A 21,371-nucleotide genomic window follows, 5' to 3' on the forward strand; every position below is an offset into this window, starting at 1 on the left:
CTATGAGGTTTTTTCATGGTCATACAAAAATTACGGTGGCGCAATTGACTAGACTTTCGATTGCAGCAGGGCTATTGGTTGTGTTTTCCGTGATCGCTCATGCCGATCAGGTAAAAGTCGCCATGAATTTTTTGAACGCCAGGAAACTTCTAATCCAAAAGGGTTGGCATCCTGTTCAATCAAAAACGCCCGGCGAACATATCGGTGTAGGAAATATTTTAATACGCAATGGCATCAAAGAAGTGGAAAGCTGTGCGATAGATCGGCCAATATGTATTTTCAACTATGCGAAGAAAGGTAAGTGTCTGAGGCTTGTTACTACCGGGGAACGCGTTCCTACGATGCAGATTACCGATATTTCTTCCTCTTGCTCATCGTAGGCGATGGTCGCGATGAATCCTATCGCGGCGGCTCTAGCGCCGTGGGCGATCATGAAGCAATAGCGCCACCACCACCCGAAGCAAACAAAAGCCCCGACCACCTACCGCATAACAGCAGCCGGGGCTTTCTCACACCTCAGTTCATCAAAGCGAGGCAGCCGGCGCAAACACCTGCGACGCCACCTCATCCACCGCCTCGCGCGTCAACTTGACGATCTCGTCGACATCACTGCGCGACGTCACCAGCGGAGGCGCAAAGCCAAGAATGTCGCCATGCGGCATCGCCCGCGCGATCAATCCACGCTGCATCGCCGCAGCCGACACCCGCGGCCCGACCTTCAGCGCCGCATCGAACGGCGTGCGAAGATCCTTGTCGGCCATGAACTCCAGCGCGGCCAGCATGCCCTCGCCGCGCACTTCGCCGACGAGCGGATGAGAGTCGAACGCCGCATGCAATTGCTGGAGCAGATAAGCACCGGTTTGCGCCGCGTTCTGCGTCAGGTTCTCGCGCTCCAGAATGTCGAGGTTGGCGAGCGCCGCGGCCGCACAGATCGGATGGCCCGAATACGTCCAGCCATGTCCCAACGCGCCTGATTCCTGCGATGCCTTATCGATCACATCCCACACGCCTTCGCTGACGATCACGCCCGACAGCGGCGCATACGCACTCGTCAAACCCTTCGCGACGGTGATCAGATCCGGCTGAATGCCGTAGTGCTGCGCGCCCATCTTCGAGCCCAGCCGGCCGAAACCGCACACCACCTCGTCGCAGATCAGCAGGATGTCGTGCTTCTTCAGCACCTGCTGGATCGCGGGCCAGTAACCGGCCGGCGGCGGTACGATGCCGCCCGTGCCCATCACCGGTTCGCCGATAAAGGCCGCGATCGTATCGGCGCCTTCCCGCGCGATCAGCTTTTCGAGCTCGTCGACGCAGTACGCGACGAACTGCGTTTCGTTCATGCCCGCCGGCGCGCGACGATACCAGTGCGGACACACGGTGTGCTTGACGCGCTCGACCGGCAGATCGAAGAACTGATGGAAGCTCGGCAAGCCCGTGAGACTGCCGGTGACGATACCCGAGCCGTGATAGCCGCGGTCGCGCGAAATGATCTTCTTCTTGTTCGGGCGGCCCTTCACGTTGTTGTAGTACCAGACGAGCTTGATCTGCGTTTCGTTCGCGTCCGAACCCGATAAGCCGTAGTACACCTTCTTCATGCCCTTCGGCGACCAGTCGATGATGCGCGACGACAACTCGATGATCGTATCGGTCGAGTGGCCGACATACGTGTGGTAATACGCGAGCTTCTTCGCCTGCTCGTAAATCGCGTCTGCCACTTCGGCGCGGCCGTAGCCGATGTTCACGCAGTAAAGGCCGGCAAATGCATCGATAAACGACTTGCCTTGATGGTCCTCGATACGGATGCCTTTCGCGCCGGTCACGATCCGTCCCGGTAGCGCGCCGCTCGCGTGATCGTGCGCGTGCGTCGACGGATGCATGAAGTGCGCGCGATCGGCGCTCAGCAGTTGATCGAATATAGTCATGGGTCGCTCCTTCGTGTGATGTCTGGATGAATGAATCAATAGATTCAGGCCGTTGCGTCCGTCGCCATCGCGTGTGCCGCGGCACGAGCGGGGGCGCTGTCGCTGACCGGCAAGCCAAGCTGGCCAAGGCAGAAATAACGTGTCTCGACGAACGGCTCGAACCCTTCGACGCCGCCTTCACGTCCAAGCCCCGACGACTTGATGCCGCCGAACGGAATCGGCGCGCCGGTAAACTTCGCGCCGTTGATGGACACCATTGCAAAGTCGAGCCGGCGGATCAGTTGAAACACGGTGTTCAGATCTTTCGCGCACACGTAGGCGGCAAGTCCATATTCGGTATCGTTCGCGCGTTCGACCACTTCGTCGAGTGAGTCGAACGGCGTTACCGCCGAGATCGGCGCGAAGTTCTCTTCGTCGTAGATGCGCATGCCGGGCGCTGCATCGGCCACCACGGTCGGCTCGAAGAACCAGCCGCCGCGCTCGTGCGCCGCGCCACCTACCGTGATACGCGCGCCTTTCTCACGCGCGTCGGCGACGCGCTGCACGGTCGAGTCGAATGCGGCCTGGTGCATCAGCGGGCCCACGTCCACGTGCGGGTCGAATGCGCTGCCCACTTTCAACGCCTTCACGGCATCGCTGTATCGCGCGACGAATGCTTCATACAACGGACGCGCGACGAAGATCCGGTTCGCCGCGCAGCAGTCCTGGCCCGAAGTCTGGAACTTCGCAGCAACCGCCACGCGCACGGCCTGTGCGAGGTCCGCATCTTCGGTCACGATGAAAGGCGCGTTGCCGCCCAGTTCGAGCGCGGTCTTCTTGATGCCTGCCTGCGCCGCCGTTTGCATCACCAGCGCACCGACGCGCGTCGATCCGGTGAAGCTGACCGAGCGTACGCGGCTATCCGAGACCAGCGTTTCCATCGCCATTTGCGGCTCGCCGAGCACCACGTTGAACACGCCTGCCGGAAAGCCGGCTTCTTCGGCGAGTTGCGCGAGCGCGAGCGCGGAGAACGGCGTCTCGTGCGCGGGCTTTGCGACCACCGTGCAACCTGCGGCGAGCGCGGCAGCGGCCTTGCGCGTGAGCATCGCGCACGGGAAATTCCACGGCGTGATCAGTGCGGCCACGCCGACCGGCTCGATGATCGTGCCAAGATGCGCACCATCGATATGCGTCGGAATCGTGCGCCCATTCAAACGCCGCACTTCATGCGCGAACCATTCGACGAAGCTCGCGCCATACGCGATTTCGCCGTGCGCTTCGGCAAGCGGCTTGCCCTGTTCGAGCGACAGAATCGCACCGAGATCCTGCTGATGACGCAGGATCAGCTCATGCCAGCGCAATAGCAGCGCCGAACGTTTGGCGACCGGCACCCAACGCCACGTGTCGAACGCGCGCTGAGCGGCATCGACCGCGGCAGTGATCTGCGCCGCGTCGAGCATCGGCACATGGCCGAGTACTTCCTGATTCGCGGGGTTCTGCACTGCGACGCTGGCGGCGCTCGCGCTATGAACCCAGCGTCCATCCACGTAGCACAGCGATTTGAATAGGACCGGATGACCCAGCAACATGACGACCTCCTGTGTGCGATGTCTCTGCTATCACTGTAGGTCCTCAGGCACTGCGGATTTTTTTGTTGTCGCGGTTGGAAGACTGCGTTTTTTCTGCAATTCGCCGCGTGATTGATGTTTTTTTCGGGCGGGACTTTTGACCGTATTTGGACCGCACTTATCGCGCCATTCAACCGTTCTCGCCAATCGATTGTTCCGCCCAATCAGGCAGTCCTTCGGCGCCGCTTTTCACCACTTTCGTGACGATATAGGTGAAGTACTTTTCGATACCCAATTCGTCGGTGAGCAACGTATCGATGAAGCGCTGATAGTGGTCGATATCGCGCGACAGCACGTGCATCACATAGTCGACGCCGCCGCCCGTCGCGAGGCATTGCACGACTTCGGGCGCCGCCGCGATGCGCTCCTCGAAGCGCCGCATGTCCGGGGCGGTATGACGCGCGAGCGTGACCTCGACCACCACGCGGCTGCCTTTGAACGCGCGCACCCAATCGATATCCGCGCGATACCCGCGAATTACGCCCTCTTCTTCGAGGCGCTTCACGCGCTCCCATGCCGGCGAGATCGACAGATTGATTTCTTCGGCGAGGCGCGACTTCGTGATGCGTCCGTCGCGCGCGAGGATGCGCAGAATCGCGAGATCGTAGCGGTCGAATTTCATCGTGCGTTCAGACCGTTACCGGTATGCCACGTTCGAGCACGTCGGCGACTACCGCAACCGTGTCGCCGATCCGCACGAGCCCCGGGAAATGCCGCGCGGCGAGCATGCCCGCGCGTCGCGCGCGATATTCGATCGGCGCCGCGCCGGTGCGCTTCGCATCGTAAATCCGCGCGATCACCTCGCCGCTGTCGACCATCTCGCCGAGGTCCTTGCACAATTCGAGCAGGCCATCGTGCTCGCTCGTCGTGTAGCAGGTGCCGTCGGGCATATCGAGCAGCGTGGTCGTGCGCGGTGCGTTACGACTCGACTCCTCGTGCTCGATGATGCGCGCATGCTGCAGAAAGCCGCGCACACCACGCTCGGTAATCGCCACGCTCTGCACCGTTGCCGTGCCACCGCCGCCAAGCTCGGTCGACACGAACACCTTGCCCGCTTCCTCGACGGCCGTGTCGTACAGGCCGACGCTATCGAGTTCGAGCATCCGCATCGAGTACGGCGCGCCGAACGCGCGCATCGCCGCTTCGCAGCGCGCCTGCTGCGTCGCATCGGGCAGCACGTGAATCGCCGCGAACGGCACGAAGTCGAGCGTGCGGCCGCCCGCGTGCAGATCGAGCACATAGTCGGCGAGCGGCAGCAGATAACGCTGAAAATAATCGGCGATCTTTTCGGTCACGGTGCCGTCCGGCTTGCCCGGAAAGCTGCGATTCAGATTGCCGCGATCGATCGGCGACGTGCGCGTGCCCGCGCGAAACGCCGGAAAGTTCATGAACGGCACGATGATCACGCGCCCGCTTATGTCACTCGCCTTCAAGGTGGCGGCAAGCTTCGACAGCGCGATCGGTCCTTCGTATTCGTCACCGTGATTGCCGCCCGTTAGCAGCGCGGTAGGTCCCTCGCCGTTACGGATCACGGTGATGGGGATCATCTCCGCGCCCCATGCGGAGACGTCGTGAGAATGAGGCAGCTTCAGGAAACCATGCTGTTCGCCGTCGGCGTTGAAATCGACCGTCGGTTGAATCGGGGATGCCCGCATCTGTGCTACTCCTTCGTGAGCCGCTTGTGCGGCGTTTTACCGTTGATCGCGCGTCATTTCAGCGGCGCGCCGTTGCCGAATATCGTTCCCGCCTTCGCGGCACGCGCCCGCTGCAGCGCGAGCGCGGCAATCGCGGTGTCCTGCGCGCCGGTTCCGGTCAGATCGCAGATCGTCACTTCGGCGTCGCTCGTGCGGCCCGCCGCCTGTTTTGCGATCACCTGCCCCAATTCGACGATCGCGGCATCGTCACGCATCGTGCCCGCGGCAATCGCGTGATGCAGTTCGCCGAGCACCCGCGTTTGCTGCGCGCGGTCGCACACGTAGCGCGCCGCCGCGAGTGCGGCCGGCGCGATTTCGTTCTTGTGCTCGGCGTCCGAACCCATCGCGGTGATGTGCAGGCCCGGATGCAGATCGGCGGCTTCGATGAGCGGCGTGCGGCTCGGCGTCGTCGTGATCGCGACGTCGGCTTCGGCGAGCGCGTCGTGAACGCTGGCCGCGACATCGCATCGCACGCCGAGCGTGTTGTTCACGTCCGCGGAGAAACGTAGCGCGCTTGCCGCGTCGCGTGCCCACACGCGCACGTATTCGACGCGGCGCACCAGCATCAGGGCGCGCAGTTGCAGGCGCGCCTGCTCGCCCGCGCCGATCACCGCGACGTGCCGCGTGTGCGCTTTCGCGAGCCAGCGCGCCGCGACCGCGCCGGCGGCCGCCGTGCGTATCGCGGTCAGATAGCCGTTGTCGAGCAGCACCGCTTCAGTTAGCCCGGTCTTCGCCGACAGCACCAGCATCAGGCCGTTCAGGCTCGGCAAACCGAGCGACGGGTTATCGAAAAAGCCAGGACTGACCTTGATTGCGAAGCTGTCGAGGCGCGGCAGCCAGGCCGTCTTCACGTCGACTTCGCCGTTATGCGCGGGCAGATCGAGCCGCAGGATCGGCGGCATCGCAACCGCTTCGGTCGCGAGCGCGACGAAGGCGGCTTCGATCTGGTCGATGGCCGCGAGATCGAGCGGCACGAGTTTGCGAAGCTCGGCTTCGCCAAGTAGCGTGATCGAGGTCATGATGCGATGTGTGAGTTCAGTGACGGCGCGGCTTGCGTCGTTTCGTTGCCGACGATCCGCCGATGCAGATCCATATCGATGTTCGCGCCCGTCACGACGAGCACGAGCGGCCCGCGCGCGATGCGCTCAGCGGGCAGCGCGCGATCGAGCACCGCCGCAATCCCCACCGCCGCCGCGCCTTCGACGACGAGCCGTTCCTGCCGGTACGCATGCGCGATGCCGCGCGCGATCGACGCCTCATCGAGCAGCACGGTTTCGTCGATCAGATCGCGCGTCAGCGCATACGTGTAGCGGTTTTCGAGTCCGATGCCGCCGCCGAGCGAATCGGCGAGCGTATCGACTTCCTCGACCAGCACCGGCTGACCGACCGCGAGACTCGCGTGCATCGCGGCGCCACGCGCCATCGTCACGCCGGTCAAGCCGATCGTGGGACTCGTGCTTTTCGCGGCCAGCGCGATGCCGGCGAACAGCCCGCCGCCCGACAACGGCACGACGATGTTCGCGACATCGGGCAAGGCCTCGACGATTTCGAGCCCGATCGTTCCCTGTCCGGCGATCACGCGCGGATCGTCGAATGGCGGCACGTAGGCATAACCTTCTTCGCTTGCGAGCCGCAATGCTTCGTGCTCGGCCTCGTCCTGGCTTTGGCCGGCTATCCGCACGTGCGCGCCGAGTGCGCGCACCGCATCGACCTTGTTAGCGGGCACGAGGCGCGACAGACACACGGTCGCGTCGATGCCGAGCGCGCGCGCCGCATGCGCGACCGCGCGGCCATGATTACCGGTCGATGCGGTCACCACGCGAGTGCAGCCTTGCTCGGCCAGTTGCGCGAGCGCATTGGTCGCGCCGCGCAGCTTGAAGCTGCCGGTCGGCTGCACGGTTTCGAGCTTCAGATAGACCGGCGTGCCGGTGTGTGCCGACAGGCTCGGTGATTCGACGAGCGGCGTACGGCACACGCGACCGTCGATTCGGCTGCGCGCGCGGTAAATGTCGGCTAACGACAGATCGGCTGACGATGGAACGGACATGCATGAGGCCCTGCATCAAAGAGGTCGATTCGCTATTCGATGCGGGCACGGCTGTCGCAGATAAACGCAGTGATTCGCGGCCGCATCGCTTTCCATGCAGCCCAGTCTAGTGTTCTAAAAAAGGATTTTTATTGTCCTAGTTCATTTCGGTCCGGCGCGCTGCGCAATCTGCGCACCTTCCTGATCAGGTGAAATCGTGCACCTGCGGGTACTGCTCGAACACATCGCGCATCGTTTCGAGCGCGCCTTTATAGGTGTCCTCGCTGACTTCCGCGCCGACGCAAACCCGCACTGCATTAGGCCGATCCGCGTCGCGCACGAGAAACGGATCGGGCGACGTCACCGCGATGTCGCGGTTGCGCAGTTCGCGCACCAGCCGGTCGGTGCGCCAGTGGTCGGGCACCCGCAGCCATGCCGATAGTGCCTGCGGATGCGCGCCCAGGACATATTTACCGAGCGTCTGCTGCAATTGCGCCTGACGCCGCCCGAGCCGTTCGCGCTGAATTTCGACGAGCCGCGCCGCGGTGCCGTCTACGATCCAACGCGTGGCGACCTCCGCCATCGGCGGCGTCGCCATCCAGCTGCTCACGCGCAGCACGCTCTCGGCGCGCAGCGCGAGCCGGCGCGGCGTCGTCATATAGCCGATGCGCAAACCGGCCATCACCGACTTCGTAAAGCTCGTGCAGTAGAACGACAGATCGGGAATCAGGCTCGAAATCGGCGTGGAATGTTTGGCGGGCAAGGGCCCGTACACGTCGTCCTCGATCACGTAGACGCCATAGCGCTCGGCGATTTTCGCAATTGCGCGACGCCGCGAATCAGGCATCAACGCGACGGTCGGATTGTTCAGCGTCGGCGTGCAGACGAGCGCGGAGATGCGCTCGCTGTCGCACATCTCCTCGAAGTGTTCGGGGTGAATGCCGTACTCGTCGATTTCGAGGCCCTTCAGCGTGAAGCCGAGCACGTTGGCCGAACCTATCACGCCGTGATCCGTCAGGCTCTCGCACAGCACGGTATCGCCCGGTCCTACCAGCGAAGCGAGCGCGAGAAAGATGCCGTGCGCGGCGCCGTTGGTGACGAGCAGCGTATCGGCCGAAGCCGGCATGCCGAGCGACGCGAGCCACGCAATGCCTGCCTGGCGATGATGCTCGAAGCCGGCGATCGGCCGGAACGCGCGAATCCACGGCTGATCGTCGAGCGTCGACAGCGTCGCGCAGATCTTGCGCCACATCGCATCGTGTTCCGAGGTGTGAATGATGCGCGCGATCGAAAAATCGACCACCGAGCGCTCGGCCGTATCGAGCATGTAGCTCGACATCGTTTCGGTGACGCGCGCCGCGACGAAGCTGCCGCGCCCCACCTCGCAGCGGATCAGCCCTTGCCGCTCCAATTCCTTGTACGCGTTGGTCACGGTCTGCACGCTGATCGCGAGTTCGGCCGCGACGTCGCGCTGCGGCGGCAGGCGCGCGCCCGGCGGCAGCGACGTGCTCTCGATGTCGCCGGCAATCGCCTTGACCAGCCGCTTGTATTTCGATTCCACGCCGTGCACCGCGCGCACGGCCTCGCGCCACTCGTCGATCACCGCTACTCCTCCGTTTATGGTGACGCCGGCTCCGTTCGAAGTCGTGTCGTGTTGCCTGATCTTCCATAGTGAGGCAAAAACGGGGCGAAAAATAATTGTCCTAGAGCAATTGGGGCGAAAAAATCGGAGGCGGGATAGGAAGTTCCATCGTGTAAGGAGGGCAGGAATATTGCTCAATCGCGGCGAAAAGTTCGTCTCAGCTTCTGCGGTCGGGTATGTCGCGCGGTTTCCGCGAGGTGGCGTGCGGTGGCAGAGAATTGGCCGCCATCGCAAGGCGTCAGTCCTATCATTCAACCATTCACAATTCGCGAATCGCGATGCGCTTACAACGGTCACTGGTTGTACGTCCGCCGGTGTCTTCGTATTCAACTCGCGAACTGGAGGACAAGGTGACGCCTCGCATTATTTGGCGGGCAACTCAGACCCGCGTGATGGTCGTACTTGCAGCTCTGCTGGTGGTGGTGCGTTTCTCCGATGCGGCGCACGCCCGCGCTCCGGAGCCCCCCGCTGTACCGGGCTCCGTCGCCGTTGGGCAGTCGATCACCTGTCAGCCCACTTCCACGCCCCGGCCGCAGCCGATCTTGCCCAAGGGCTTTACGGAGCGGGTTATGTACAGCGGTTGTCTCAATCAGCCAACAGCAATTAGTTTCAACTCAAGGCAGACCCGGGTCTTCGTCGCCGAAAAAGGTGGCAGGATTTGGAATTGTGATTTGTCGACACCTACATGTACGCTCATTACCGACCTCAGCAGTGAGGTCTGCAACGATGGCGACCGGGGACTTCTCGGAATAGCGGTCGATCCTCTGAACGACGGCAAAATTTACGTGCTTTACACGACGCCTCCGGCTACCGGCGCTTGCAGCGGTAACGTTGTGACCCATGGCCAGCTTTCGCTGTTGACAGCGTCCGGAGCGGGCACGGGCGAAACGAAAATCCTGCCGCCAGCAGGGTCCGGCAATCAGACATGGTGTTTCTTTTACGGGTCTCACAGTATTGGCGGACTCGTCTTCGGATCTGACAATAGAACGCTTTACGTTAGCGCTGGCGACGGCGCGAGCTTCGACCAGGTGGACTACGGACAGTTGGATACCGCGTGCGGTGATCGCACGAATTTGCCGCAGGGCGCATTTCGCAGTCAGGGCGTTTCACCCTATAGCGACGGCGCTATTCTCCGGATAACGAACCCGGGTACGACAACTCAAAGCGTTGCCGTGGTTGCACAAGGGTTGCGCAATCCGTTCCGGTTCGCTCGCCTGCCAGGTACGGACGAGCTGTATATCGGCAATGTGGGATGGAACAGTTGGGAGGCTATCGATCATGTCACTGTCGCCGGCCAGGACTTCGGCTGGCCGTGCTACGAAGGGTGGAGCCCCAGTAATAACTTCGCTGCGGCGCCCGAGCCCGACTATCGAAACACGGGCTACTGCGGAAAGTTCGTGGGCGCCACGGCGCCGTTCTTCGCGTATGCTCACACGAGCTACGTTTCGGTCGATGACAGTCACGGAAAAACTTGCGGCGCGAAGCCGTCCGGCGGAGGACCTGACCAGAACGGCAGTGTCATCTCTGCAATCGGGTTTACCGACGATACGAGCACAACCTATCCTGCCCAATTCAAAAACGCACTGTACTTTGGGGATCTTCTGCGCCAATGCATCTGGACCATGCAACCTCCGAACAACGTGCCTCAGACCTTTGCAAAAGGTCTGCCGGGGGGACCGGTGGATCTGAAGGCAGGCCAGGACGGCGATCTGTTCTACGTGGACCTCGTGACTAGTACGATCAGGCGAATTACACATAAGTAGAAAAATTCTGGTGGAATGCGCCATTTCACCGTCCCCACTCCGCGCGCTACAGCAACCCCGCAAAGTGCACCAGCACGAACACGATCGCCCCGCCCGCGATCAGCACCAATGCATTGATACGCGTCCGCATCACGAGCACGGTCGCGATGGCCGCGGTGAGCCACGCAATCCACCCGCCTTCGAGCTCCTTGATCAGCACATAGACCGCCGCGAGAATCAGCCCGGCGGCCACGGGGCGCAGACCAGCCTGCAACGCATTCAGCCAGCGCGCGCCTTCGTGCCGATTCCAGACGTGCACGACGCCATACATCAGAAACGCGGTCGGCCCGAATAGCGCGACGGTCGCGACGAGCGCGCCGCCGACGCCGCCGACCTGATAGCCAATCAGCGTCGCGAGCAATGAGCCGGGACCGGGCGCGAGCCGCGCGATCGCGAAGTCGCTGAGAAATTGCGCATGGGTCATCCAGTGATGCACGTCGACGACCTGGCGCTGAACTTCGGGGATGATCCCCTGCCCGCCACCGACGGTGACGATGGACAGCGGCGCGAAAACCGAAAACAGCGCGATAAGAGTTCTGAGCACGGCAGAAGCTTTTTGTGGAGTTTGACTTGCGGCGGTAAAAGCCGATCAGGGCTGGCGCGCCTCGCGCACGTATTCATAGCCAACGCTCAACGCACCGGCGATCAGCACGGTCCACACCAGCGACACGCGAAACACCGCGGCGGCCGCGAACGTCGCGAGCAGCACCAGATACGGAAACACGCGGCGCGGCAGGCGGCGCGCGGCGGTGATCGCCATCGACAGCGACAACCCGATCGCACCGGCCGCGGCGCCAGCGAGCCCGATATGCGTGAGCGGAAACGACGCGATCGCCGAGAAGAACGCGCCGAGCAGAATGATCACGACGGCCGCCGGAAAAATGATGCCGCAGAATCCCGCGACGGCGCCGCGCCAGCCGAGCAGCCGGTAGCCGATCCAGATCGCCAGATTCTTCACGTTGACGCCGGGCAGCGCCTGCGACAACGCGAGGCCGTTGAGAAATTCGTCTTCGCTCATCCAGTGCCGGTCGTGCACGAACTCACGCATGAACCAGCCGCTCAGGCCGCCGCCGAAACTCGTCAGACCGATGCGCGCGAAGATCAGAAAGAGGCCCAGCGAGGTCACTTCGCGAGGCGGCGTGGGGTGTGGCGCGTCGTCTTCGGGTGTCGATACCGGGTCGCCGACGTGGTGCCCGTGGATGCCTTTGGCCAATGCTCGTCCTTAGTCGTTTTGATCGTGCCGCGCTTGCCGCGCGCCCGGCATGATAGCCGCAGACGTCGCGGGTGACGTAGCCGATGGAGCAGACGCAGCCGAAGGCGAGGAAGCCGCAGAAGCAGCCGCCGGATGCCGCGGATCATGCAGATCATCGGTCGACCACCCGCCGCCCAGATCGCCAAACAGCGACGCCGCATGTAGCAAGCGCGATTCCTGCACGTTCAGCGCGGTCTGTCGCGTGGTCAGCTGCGTCGCTTGCGAAGTCGCAACCGTCGTGTAATCGACGGTGCCCGCCTGATACTCGTTGAACGCGATCTCCACGCCTCGGTCCGCGTCGCGCACCGCCGTTTCGAGCACGACCGCCTGCTCGGCGAGAATGCGCAGGCCGGACAGATCGTCCTCGACGTTCTGGAACGCGCCCAGCACCGTGCCGCGATAGTTGGCGACGGCCGAGTCGTAGGCCGCCTTTGCCGCGTCGACGTCGGCGCTGCGCAGGCCGCCGTCGAACAGCGTCTGGGTCGCGCTGCCTCCCAGCGACCACACGTAGTTCGCGACCTTCAGCAGACCGGACAGCGGCGACTGCGTGAAACCGGCTGCGGCCGACAGCGAGATGTCTGGGTAATACGCGGCCACCTCGACGCCGATCGCCGCATTCTGCGCGGCCATCTTGCGCTCGGCGGCGGCGATGTCGGGCCGCCGTTCGAGCAGCGTCGACGGCACGCCGACCGGCACCGACGGCAGCGCCGGCATCGCGGTGCTATGCGTGACTGACAGCTCCTCCGGGTTCTTGCCGACCAGCACCGCGATCGCATGCGCTTGCTGAGCGCGCGCGACGCCGAGCGCGATCAGATCGGACTTCGCGGTATTCAACTGGCTGCGCGCGGTGATCACGTCGCTCGGCGGAATCGTGCCCGCACGATCCTGCTCGGTGACGACGTCGAGAAAATGCTGATACGCGACGACCGTCTGCTGCAGCAGGTCGATGTTCGCGTCGCTGGTGCGCAGCTCGATGATCGCCGTCGCGAGCGCGACCTGCTCGGAGAGCGTCGCGTTCGCGAGCGTCGCTTCGCTCGACTGCGCGCTGGCGGCGTTTTCCTCGACGGTGCGGCGTACCTGGCCCCACAGGTCCGGCGCCCAGCTCACGCTGCCTTCCAGCGAACCCGAATTGACGATGCGCGTCGACGTACCATTGACGAAGCTTCCCGATGCACTGACCGAACCGCTGCCCGCTCGTTCGCGCGTCGCCGAACCGGTCGCGCCGATCGTCGGGAACAACGCCGAATGCGCGGCGCGCACTTCGGCGAGTGCCTGCTGGTAGTTCGCGTAGTCCGCGCGCACGGTCTGGTTCGACACCGCGACGAGCGGTTCGAGTTCGTCGATCAGCGGATCGTTGAACGCAGTCCACCACGTGCCCTTCGGGCCGGTCGCATTCGGCTCGGCCTGGGTCCAGCCGGGCAGCTCCGAGTAACTGGCTGGCACGCGAACCTGCGGCCGGTGATAGTCCGGGCCGACCATGCAGCCGGCGTTGAATAGCGCGAGCAGCGCGACGGCGAGCGGCGCGGCGCTGGGCAAGCCGGCGCGCGGCCCCGTCATTCGTTCAGTGGAAATTTTCATCGTCATGCCTTCGTATCCGGTTGTCCCGGCGTCGCGTCGCGGTTCCAGCGCAGCCCCGCGGACCATCTGACGAGCCGTGAGCGCAGACGGTCGAGATACAGATAAATCACCGGCGTCGTATAGAGCGTGAACATCTGGCTCAGAATCAGCCCGCCCATCACCGTGATACCGAGCGGCTGGCGCAGCGAGCCGCCCTGGCCGATGCCGATCGCAAGCGGCACCGCGCCGAGCACGGCCGCGAACGTCGTCATCATGATCGGCCGCAGACGGATCAGCGCGGCCGCGTGGATCGCGTCGCGCGCGGGCATCTGTTCCTGGCGCTGCAACTGGATCGCGACGTCGACCATCATGATGCCGTTCTTCTTGACGATGCCGATCAGCAGGATGATGCCGATCATCGCGATCACCGAGAACGGCGTGCCGAAGATCAGCAGCGCGAGCGTCGCGCCGATGCCCGCGGACGGCAGCGTCGACAGGATCGTCAGCGGGTGGATCGAGCTTTCGTACAGCACGCCGAGCACGATGTAGACGACGCCGAGCGCCGCGAGAATCAGCAGCGGCACCACGCCCATCGATTGCGAATAGGCCGCCGCCGCGCCCGCGAACGAACCGTGGATGCTCGCGGGCATGCCGATCTCGCGAATCGTCTCGTTGATCGCCGCGCCGGCCTGGCTCAGCGACCCGCCGGCCGGCAGGTTAAACGAGATCGTCGCGGCGACGAGCCCGCTCTGGTGGTTCACCTGCGTCGACGTATGGCTGTTCTTGTACGACGTCAGCACCGAAAGCGGCACCATCGTTTCGGCGGCCGTACTATCCGCGCTGCCGGTCGAGCTGCCGCCCTTGCTGTTGGCGATGCTGTTGTTGGTCGCGTTCGACTGCGCGTCCGAGTTGCGCGAGTTCGTGTTCGACGCGCTGGCCGTGGTCGGGCTAGTCGCCGACACCGTGCCGTGCGGCATCTGCGTCGCGGCCGTGCCGGTCGGATTCCCCGCGGACGTGCTCAGATAAATCTGGCTCAGCGTCTCTGGATACTGCCAGTACTCGGGCGCGACCTCCATCACGACGAAGTACTGGTTCAGCGGGTTGTAGATCGTCGACACGGTGCGCTGGCCGAACGCGTCGTACAGCACATTGTCGATCTGGTTCGGCGCGAAGCCAAAGCGCGCGGCGGTCGCGCGATTGATCGTCAGGTAGGTCTGCAGGCCGTTCTGCTGCAAGTCGGAGTTCACGTCGAGCAACTGTCCGCGCTCCTTCGACAATGCGGCGACGAGCTTCGGCGTCCACGCGAACAGTGCGGCGGAATCGTCGCTCGTCAGCGTGTACTGATACTCGGCCGCCGATTGCCGGCCGCCGATGCGCAAGTCCTGCTGCGCTTGCAGAAAGAGCCGCGCGCCCGACACTTCGTCGAGCTTTGGACGCAACCGGTTCACGACCTGGGTGGCCGTTGCGTGCCGCTGCGACAGCGGCTTCAATTCGATGAACACGTTCGCGGTATTGAGCGCGCGCCCGCCGGTAAAGCCCGCGACCGACTGCACCGCCGGGTCTCTCTGCACGATCGACTGCAACTGCACGAGCTTCTTCTGCATCGCCGTAAACGAAATGCTCTGGTCGGCGATGATCTGCCCGATCACGATGCCGGTGTCCTGCTCGGGAAAGAAGGTGGCGGGCACCAGCTTCAGCATGAACACGTTGCCGACCAGCAGCGCGAACAGCAGCAGGATCACCAGCAGCGAATGATCGAGCACGGCCGTCAGCGAGCGCGCGTAGGCATCCTTGAAGCGATCGAACTGCCGCTCGACCCACTGCGCCCAGCGCGCTTTCGAATGACCTGCGTTGTTCCGGCTCAGCACGTATGCGCACATCGCGGGGGTGACCGTCAGCGAGATCACCAGCGAGATCAGGATCGCGATCGACAGCGTGATCGCGAACTCATGAAACATCAGTCCGACGATGCCCGGAAACAGGATGATCGGCAGAAACACCGCGATCAGCGACAGGCTCATCGAAATCACCGTGAAGCCGACTTCGCCGGCGCCCTTCACCGCGGCCTCTTTCGGACTCAAGCCCAGCTCCATGTGCCGCACGACATTTTCGAGCACGACGACCGCGTCGTCGACGACGAAGCCGGTGCCAATGGTCAGCGCCATCAGCGACAGGTTGTCGATGCTATAGCCGAGCAGATACATCGGCCCGAAGGTACCGACGATCGACAGCGGCAACGCGACCGCCGGAATCAGCGTCGCGCGCGGCGACTGCAGGAAGATGAACACGACGCCGACCACCAGCAGCACCGCGATGAACAGCGTGCGCTCGGTATCGCTGACCGACGACGTGACCGACTGCGAGCGATCGATCGCGACGTCCACGTGCACGCTGCTCGGCAACGTCGCTTCGATCGCCGGCAGCACGTTGCGTATCTGCGCCACGGTGCTGACCACGTTGCTGCCCGGCATCGGATAGACGATCACCAGAATCGCCGACTTGCCGTTGAAGAGCCCCGCATTGCGGATGTTTTCGTTCGAGTCGCGCACCTGCGCGACATCGCGCAACTTGACCGGCGCGCCGTCTCGATACGCGACCACCAGATCGCGATACGGCGCCGCGTGCGTGATCTGATCGTTCGAGGTGACCACATAGCGCTGATCATCGACGTCGATGTGCCCTTTCGCGCTGTCGGCATTGGCCGCGCTGATCGCCGCGCGCACGTCTTCCATGCCGATGCCGTAGCTATTGAGCTTGCCCGGCTGCAACTCGACGCGCACGCTCGGCAACGCGCCGCCGCCGAGCGTGATCTGGCCGACGCCCTGCACCTGCGACAGCTGCTGCTGGATCACCGAATCGGCGGAGTCATAGAGCTGCGCCTTGGTCAGCGTGTCCGAGGTCAGCGACAGCACCATGATCGGCGCGTCGGCCGGGTTGTACTGGCGGTAGCTCGGATTGCTGCGCAGCGTGGTGGGCAGATCGGCGCGGGCGGCCTGGATCGCCGCCTCGACGTCGCGCGCGGCGCCGTTGATGTCGCGCTTCAGACCGAACTCGACGATGATCATCGACGAGCCGACGTAGCTGATCGAGGTCAGCTCCTCGACATCGGCGATCGTACCGAGCCGGCGCTCCAGCGGCTCGGCCACCGTCGACGCCATGATGTTCGGGCTCGCGCCGGCCATATTGGCCTGCACGACGATCACCGGAAACGCGATGTTCGGCAGCGGCGCGACCGGCATGCGGAAATACGCGAGCGTGCCGGAGATCAGGATCGCGATCGCGAGCAGCGTCGTCGCGACCGGCCGCCGGATGAAGATCGCCGGGATGTTCACCGCGTGCCCTCCGCGCCGCCCTCCGGCGGGTGCCCGCCGTTGCTCTTAGCGCGCTCGGCGCGCCAGCGGTTCACGCGCGTCGCCATCCGGTCGAAGAACAGATAGATCACCGGCGTCGTGAACAGCGTCAGCACCTGGCTCAGCGTCAGACCGCCGATGATCGCGAGACCGAGCGGGCGGCGCAGTTCCGAGCCGGTGCCGGTGCCGAGCAGCATCGGCAGTGCGCCGAGCATCGCCGCGAGCGTCGTCATCAGGATCGGCCGGAAACGCAGCAGCGACGCCTCGAAGATCGCCTCGCGCGGCGCCTTGCCGTGATTGCGTTCGGCGTCGAGCGCGAAGTCGACCATCATGATCGCGTTCTTCTTGACGATGCCGATCAGCAGCACGATGCCGATGATGCCGATCACGTCGAGATCCATCCCCGCGAGCATCAGCGACAGCAATGCGCCGATGCCGGCCGACGGCAGCGTCGACAGGATCGTGACCGGATGGATGAAGCTCTCGTACAGCACGCCGAGCACGATATACACGGCGACGAGCGCGGCGATCAGCAGATACACCTCGCTCGACAGCGAATCCTCGAACGCCGCGGTCGCGCCTTGCAGCGACGACGTGATCGACGGCGGCAGGTCGATCGCCTGCTCGGCCTGGTGAATATCCTTGACCGCGGTGCTCAGCGACGCGCCCTTCGCGAGATTGAACGACACCGTCACCGACGGAAACTGCGCGAGGTGACTGATCACGAGCGGCGCCTTCCTGATCTCGATCTTCGCGATGCCGGACAGTGGCACTTGACCCGAACTGCTGGTCTGGCTCGGCAGATACAGATTGCCGATCGATTGCACGGTCGGCATAGACTCCGGCTTCGCGACCAGAATCACGCGGTACTGGCTCGACTGCTCGAAGATCGTCGACACGATGCGCTGGCCGAGCGCGTCGTACAGCGCGTTGTCGATCGTCGCGGGCGTAATGCCGAAGCGCGCGGCCAAATGCCGGTTCACTTCGACGTTCACGCTGAGGCCGTCGGTGTTGAGATCGCTCTGCACGTCGGACAATGACGGAATCTGCTTCAGACGCGCGACGAGTTCCGGCACGTACTTCTGGAACGCCTGCTGACTCGGTCCGCGCAACACGAAGCTGTACTGGTTCGGCGACACGGTCGTGTCGAGCGTCAGGTCCTGTTCGGGCTGCATGAAAAGCTTCACGCCCGGCACGTGTGCGACTTCCTGCGCGAGCCGGCGGGCGATTTCCTGCGCGGTGTCGGAACGCTTGTCGCGGTCGCGCAGATTGATCAGGAAGCGGCCGTTGTTCAGCGTCGCGTTGGTGCCGTCGATGCCCACGTACGATGTCAGCGACACCACGTCGGGGTCCTTCAGAACCGCATCGGCGAGCGCGCTCTGCCGCTTCACCATCGCCGCGTACGACACCGAGTTGTCGGCCACGCTGATGCCCTGGATCACACCGACGTCCTGCACCGGAAACAGGCCCTTCGGAATCACCACATACAGGATGCCGGTCAGCACGACGGTGGCGAGCGCGACCATCAGCGTCAGCGTCTGATGGTCGAGCACCCAGCGCAGGCCACGCTCGTAGGCGGCCAGCGTCTTGTCGAACAGGCGCTCGCTGATGCGCTCGAAGCGGCTCGGATGCCGCTCGGCCTGCGCGCGCAGCATCCGCGCGCACAGCATCGGCACCACGGTCAGCGACACGACCGCCGAAATCACGATCGTGACCGCGAGCGTCACCGCGAACTCGCTGAACAGGCGCCCGATCACGCCGCCCATGAACAGCAGCGGAATCAGCACCGCGATCAGCGAAATGGTCAGCGACAGAATCGTGAAGCCGATCTGCCCCGCGCCTTCGAGCGCGGCTTCGAGCGGCGACATGCCCTCTTCCAGATAGCGCACGATGTTCTCGATCATCACGATCGAGTCGTCGACCACGAATCCGGTCGCGATGATCAACGCCATCAGTGACAGGTTGTCGATCGAGTAGTTGAGCTGGTACATCACCGCGAGCGTGCCGATCAGCGAGACCGGCACCGAGATACTCGGTATCACCGTGGCGGGCACGTTGCGCAGGAACACGAAGATCACCGCGACGACCAGCACGATCGCGAGGATCAGCTCGAACGCGGCATCCGCGACCGACGCACGGATCACACCCGTGCTGTCCGACACCACCGTCACTTTCATGCCGGCCGGCAGCGTAGATTCGAGCTGCGGCAGCACCTTCATGATCTGGTTGACCGTCTGGATCACGTTCGCGCCCGGCTGGCGCTGCACGTTCAGCACGATCGCGGGCGAGCCGTTGTACCAGGCGCCGCGCTCGACGTCCTGCGCGGCCTGGCTCACGCGCGCGACGTCGCGCATGTAGACCGGCGAGCCGTTCTGATACGCGATCACCGTGTCCAGATAGTCCTTCGGGTCGGTGATCTGGTCGTTGCCGTTGATCGTGTAGTCGAGATCGGGGCCGTCGAAATTGCCCTTCGGCTGGCTCACATTCACATAGCTGAGCAGCGTGCGCAGATCGTCGATATTGAGGCCGTAGGCGGCGAGCTTGTGCGGGTCGGCCTCGACGCGGATCGCGGGCACGTTGCCGCCGCTCGTCGTCACGACGCCGACGCCTGACACCTCCGAAATCTTCGTGCCGAGGCGGTTGTTGGCGACGTCTTCGAGCTGCGTCAGCGACATCGACTTCGACGTGACCGCGAGCGTCAGAATGGGCTGATCGGCGGGATTGACTTTCGCGTAGGTCGGCGGCGCCGGCAGGCCAGATGGCAAGTAGCTGTTCGCCGCGTTGATCGCCTGCTGCACGTTCTGCTCGGCGATGTCGAGGTTCAGCGACAGATCGAACTGCAGCGTGATCACCGACGCGCCGTCCGAGCTGTACGAGGTCATCTGCTGCAGGCCCGGAATCTCGCCGAGCTGCACCTCGAGCGGCGCGGTGACGGTGGTCGCCATCACCGTCGGGCTCGCGCCCGGGTAGAACGTCTGCACCTGAATCGTCGGATAGTCGACGTTCGGCAGCGACGACACCGGCAGCACGCGCATCGCGATCAGACCGACGAGCACGAGCGCGATCATCAACAGCAGCGTCGCGACCGGGCGAAGAATGAACAGGCGGGAAATGTTCATCGGCGCGGCGGTCCGTTACGACGAAGCGGCTTCTGACGCGGCCGGCACAGGCGCGGCCGGCACAGGTGCGGCCGGCGCAGGCGCGCTCGACGCCGGCGCTGCTTCGGACGCCGCCGCGGGCGCCTTCGGGCCGGTGGCGGCCGCGCCGCTTGCCGCGGCGGCGGACTTCGGATGCGCCGGCTGGATTTTCGCGCCGTCGTTCAGACGATCCGTGCCGTCCGTCACGACCTGGTTGCCGGCCGCGAGACCCGACTCGATCACCGTATTCCTGCCGTCGCTTGGGCCCAGCTTGACCTTGTGCACGGACACCGTGCTATCCGGATTGACCAGATAGACGAAGTCGCCCGGCGCGCCGGACTGCACCGCGGCGGTCGGCACGAGCACCGCATTCTGCATCGTGTCGACCAGCAGCTTCACGTTGACGAACTCGTTGGGGAACAGCGCTTCGTCGTCGTTCGCGAAGGTCGCGCGCAACGTGACGGTGCCGGTCGCGGTCGCCATCTGGTTGCTGACCGCGTACAGCGTGCCGGTCGCGATCTCGCGCGAGTTGTCGCTCGAATAGGCGGTAACCGGCAGCTTCGCACCGGTGGACAGACGCTGCACGATCGACGCGAGCGAATCCTGCGGCACTGTGAACTGCACCGTGGTCGGCTTCACGGTCGTGATGACGACGATGCCGGTCGTCGACGACGCGGTCACGTAGTTGCCCGGATCGACGAGCCGCAAGCCGACCTTGCCCGCGATCGGCGCGGTGATGCGGCAATACGCGAGGTCGAGATCGAATTGGGCGATGTTGGCGAGATCGACCTTCACCGCCGCTTCGTCTTGCTGCACGAGGAACTGCTGATCCGCGTAGGTCTGCTGCGCGATCGACTTGCGCTCGTTCAGCTGCGTATAGCGCTCGAGATCGGCGCGGGCCTGCGCGAGCGACGCGCGGTCTTTCGCGAGCGTCGCCTCCGCCTGCTGCTTGCTGATCTGATACTGGCGCGGATCGATCTGCGCGAGGAACTGGCCTTTTTGCACCTCCTGGCCTTCGTGATAGCCGACCTCGGTCAGATAGCCGCTCAGCTGCGGCAGCACGGTCACGGTCGCGATCGGAATGACGGTGCCGAGTTCGCTCAATGTGACCGGCATCGAACCGAGCGTTGCCTGCGCGACGGTGACGACGATCGCCGCGTTCTCGCGCGCCGGCTTCTTGCGCGTCAGCAGATGAACCACGACGAGCGCCACCAGCACGAGCAGGACAACCGCGAAGATGATGAGCCCGCGTCGGGAGCGCTTTGGCGGCGGGGACACGGTTTCGCTCATGTTGATCTCCGGGATCGGATATTGGTGTCGAGATTCGGCTGGAAGCTCGTCCTCTGACGGGACTGCGCAAAAGTGACACGGTTCGCGCGCGT

15 protein-coding genes are annotated in these 21,371 nt (G+C 64.0%); 2 read left to right on the plus strand and 13 right to left on the minus strand.

Going from position 1 to position 21,371, the window contains the following annotated elements; translation table 11 throughout:
* Nucleotides 1-35 precede the first annotated feature (35 nt).
* Complete coding sequence (locus BC1002_RS37900; RefSeq protein WP_157874744.1) at nucleotides 36-380, plus strand: hypothetical protein; 345 nt, start codon at nucleotides 36-38, stop codon at nucleotides 378-380.
* 144 nt (nucleotides 381-524) lie between these two features.
* Here the strand turns inward: BC1002_RS37900 and BC1002_RS24050 are convergent, their stop codons facing one another.
* From BC1002_RS24050 to ehuR, 7 genes are all read right to left on the minus strand, one after another.
* On the minus strand, nucleotides 525-1,922 hold the full coding sequence (locus BC1002_RS24050; RefSeq protein ID WP_013092603.1) for an aspartate aminotransferase family protein: 1,398 nt from the start codon (nucleotides 1,920-1,922) through the stop codon (nucleotides 525-527).
* Between the two features lie 44 nt (nucleotides 1,923-1,966).
* On the minus strand, nucleotides 1,967-3,490 hold the full coding sequence (locus BC1002_RS24055) for an NAD-dependent succinate-semialdehyde dehydrogenase (RefSeq protein WP_013092604.1): 1,524 nt from the start codon (nucleotides 3,488-3,490) through the stop codon (nucleotides 1,967-1,969).
* A 169-nt stretch (nucleotides 3,491-3,659) separates the two neighbouring features.
* Nucleotides 3,660-4,151 (minus strand): Lrp/AsnC family transcriptional regulator, encoded by a 492-nt coding sequence (locus tag BC1002_RS24060; RefSeq protein ID WP_013092605.1) that lies wholly within the window; start codon nucleotides 4,149-4,151, stop codon nucleotides 3,660-3,662.
* A 7-nt stretch (nucleotides 4,152-4,158) separates the two neighbouring features.
* A complete protein-coding gene (gene doeB / locus BC1002_RS24065; RefSeq protein WP_013092606.1) occupies nucleotides 4,159-5,184 on the minus strand; it encodes a N(2)-acetyl-L-2,4-diaminobutanoate deacetylase DoeB in 1,026 nt (341 codons plus the stop codon).
* 53 nt (nucleotides 5,185-5,237) lie between these two features.
* Entirely contained in the window at nucleotides 5,238-6,242 is a 1,005-nt protein-coding gene (locus BC1002_RS24070) for a cyclodeaminase (protein WP_013092607.1), read from the minus strand.
* On the minus strand, nucleotides 6,239-7,270 hold the full coding sequence (gene eutB / locus BC1002_RS24075) for a hydroxyectoine utilization dehydratase EutB (RefSeq protein ID WP_013092608.1): 1,032 nt from the start codon (nucleotides 7,268-7,270) through the stop codon (nucleotides 6,239-6,241). The genes BC1002_RS24070 and eutB overlap by 4 nt, the downstream gene beginning before the upstream one ends.
* Before the next feature lie 184 nt (nucleotides 7,271-7,454).
* On the minus strand, nucleotides 7,455-8,852 hold the full coding sequence (gene ehuR, locus BC1002_RS24080) for a MocR-like ectoine utilization transcription factor EhuR (protein ID WP_013092609.1): 1,398 nt from the start codon (nucleotides 8,850-8,852) through the stop codon (nucleotides 7,455-7,457).
* Between the two features lie 431 nt (nucleotides 8,853-9,283).
* On the opposite strand from ehuR, the gene BC1002_RS24085 reads away from it, so the two are divergent.
* Nucleotides 9,284-10,654 (plus strand): PQQ-dependent sugar dehydrogenase, encoded by a 1,371-nt coding sequence (locus BC1002_RS24085; RefSeq protein ID WP_420798784.1) that lies wholly within the window; start codon nucleotides 9,284-9,286, stop codon nucleotides 10,652-10,654.
* A 46-nt stretch (nucleotides 10,655-10,700) separates the two neighbouring features.
* Here the strand turns inward: BC1002_RS24085 and BC1002_RS24090 are convergent, their stop codons facing one another.
* Genes BC1002_RS24090 through BC1002_RS24115 form a run of 6 tightly spaced genes read right to left on the minus strand, consistent with a single transcriptional unit; the run spans nucleotide 10,701 to nucleotide 21,279 of the window.
* Complete coding sequence (locus tag BC1002_RS24090; RefSeq protein WP_013092611.1) at nucleotides 10,701-11,237, minus strand: chromate transporter; 537 nt, start codon at nucleotides 11,235-11,237, stop codon at nucleotides 10,701-10,703.
* A 45-nt stretch (nucleotides 11,238-11,282) separates the two neighbouring features.
* Complete coding sequence (locus tag BC1002_RS24095; RefSeq protein WP_013092612.1) at nucleotides 11,283-11,906, minus strand: chromate transporter; 624 nt, start codon at nucleotides 11,904-11,906, stop codon at nucleotides 11,283-11,285.
* 9 nt (nucleotides 11,907-11,915) lie between these two features.
* Entirely contained in the window at nucleotides 11,916-13,529 is a 1,614-nt protein-coding gene (locus BC1002_RS24100; RefSeq protein WP_013092613.1) for an efflux transporter outer membrane subunit, read from the minus strand.
* Nucleotides 13,526-16,834: an efflux RND transporter permease subunit gene (locus tag BC1002_RS24105; RefSeq protein WP_013092614.1), complete on the minus strand. Its 3,309-nt coding sequence runs from the start codon at nucleotides 16,832-16,834 to the stop codon at nucleotides 13,526-13,528. The genes BC1002_RS24100 and BC1002_RS24105 overlap by 4 nt, the downstream gene beginning before the upstream one ends.
* Nucleotides 16,831-19,971: an efflux RND transporter permease subunit gene (locus BC1002_RS24110; protein ID WP_013092615.1), complete on the minus strand. Its 3,141-nt coding sequence runs from the start codon at nucleotides 19,969-19,971 to the stop codon at nucleotides 16,831-16,833. Before BC1002_RS24110 ends, BC1002_RS24105 begins: the two co-directional genes overlap by 4 nt.
* A gap of 15 nt (nucleotides 19,972-19,986) precedes the next feature.
* The gene (locus BC1002_RS24115; protein WP_013092616.1) at nucleotides 19,987-21,279 is read right to left on the minus strand and encodes an efflux RND transporter periplasmic adaptor subunit; all 1,293 of its coding nucleotides are present in this window, start codon (nucleotides 21,277-21,279) and stop codon (nucleotides 19,987-19,989) included.
* Nucleotides 21,280-21,371 lie beyond the last annotated feature (92 nt).

Origin of the sequence: Paraburkholderia atlantica (genome assembly GCF_000092885.1) — a bacterium.
GTDB lineage: Bacteria > Pseudomonadota > Gammaproteobacteria > Burkholderiales > Burkholderiaceae > Paraburkholderia > Paraburkholderia atlantica.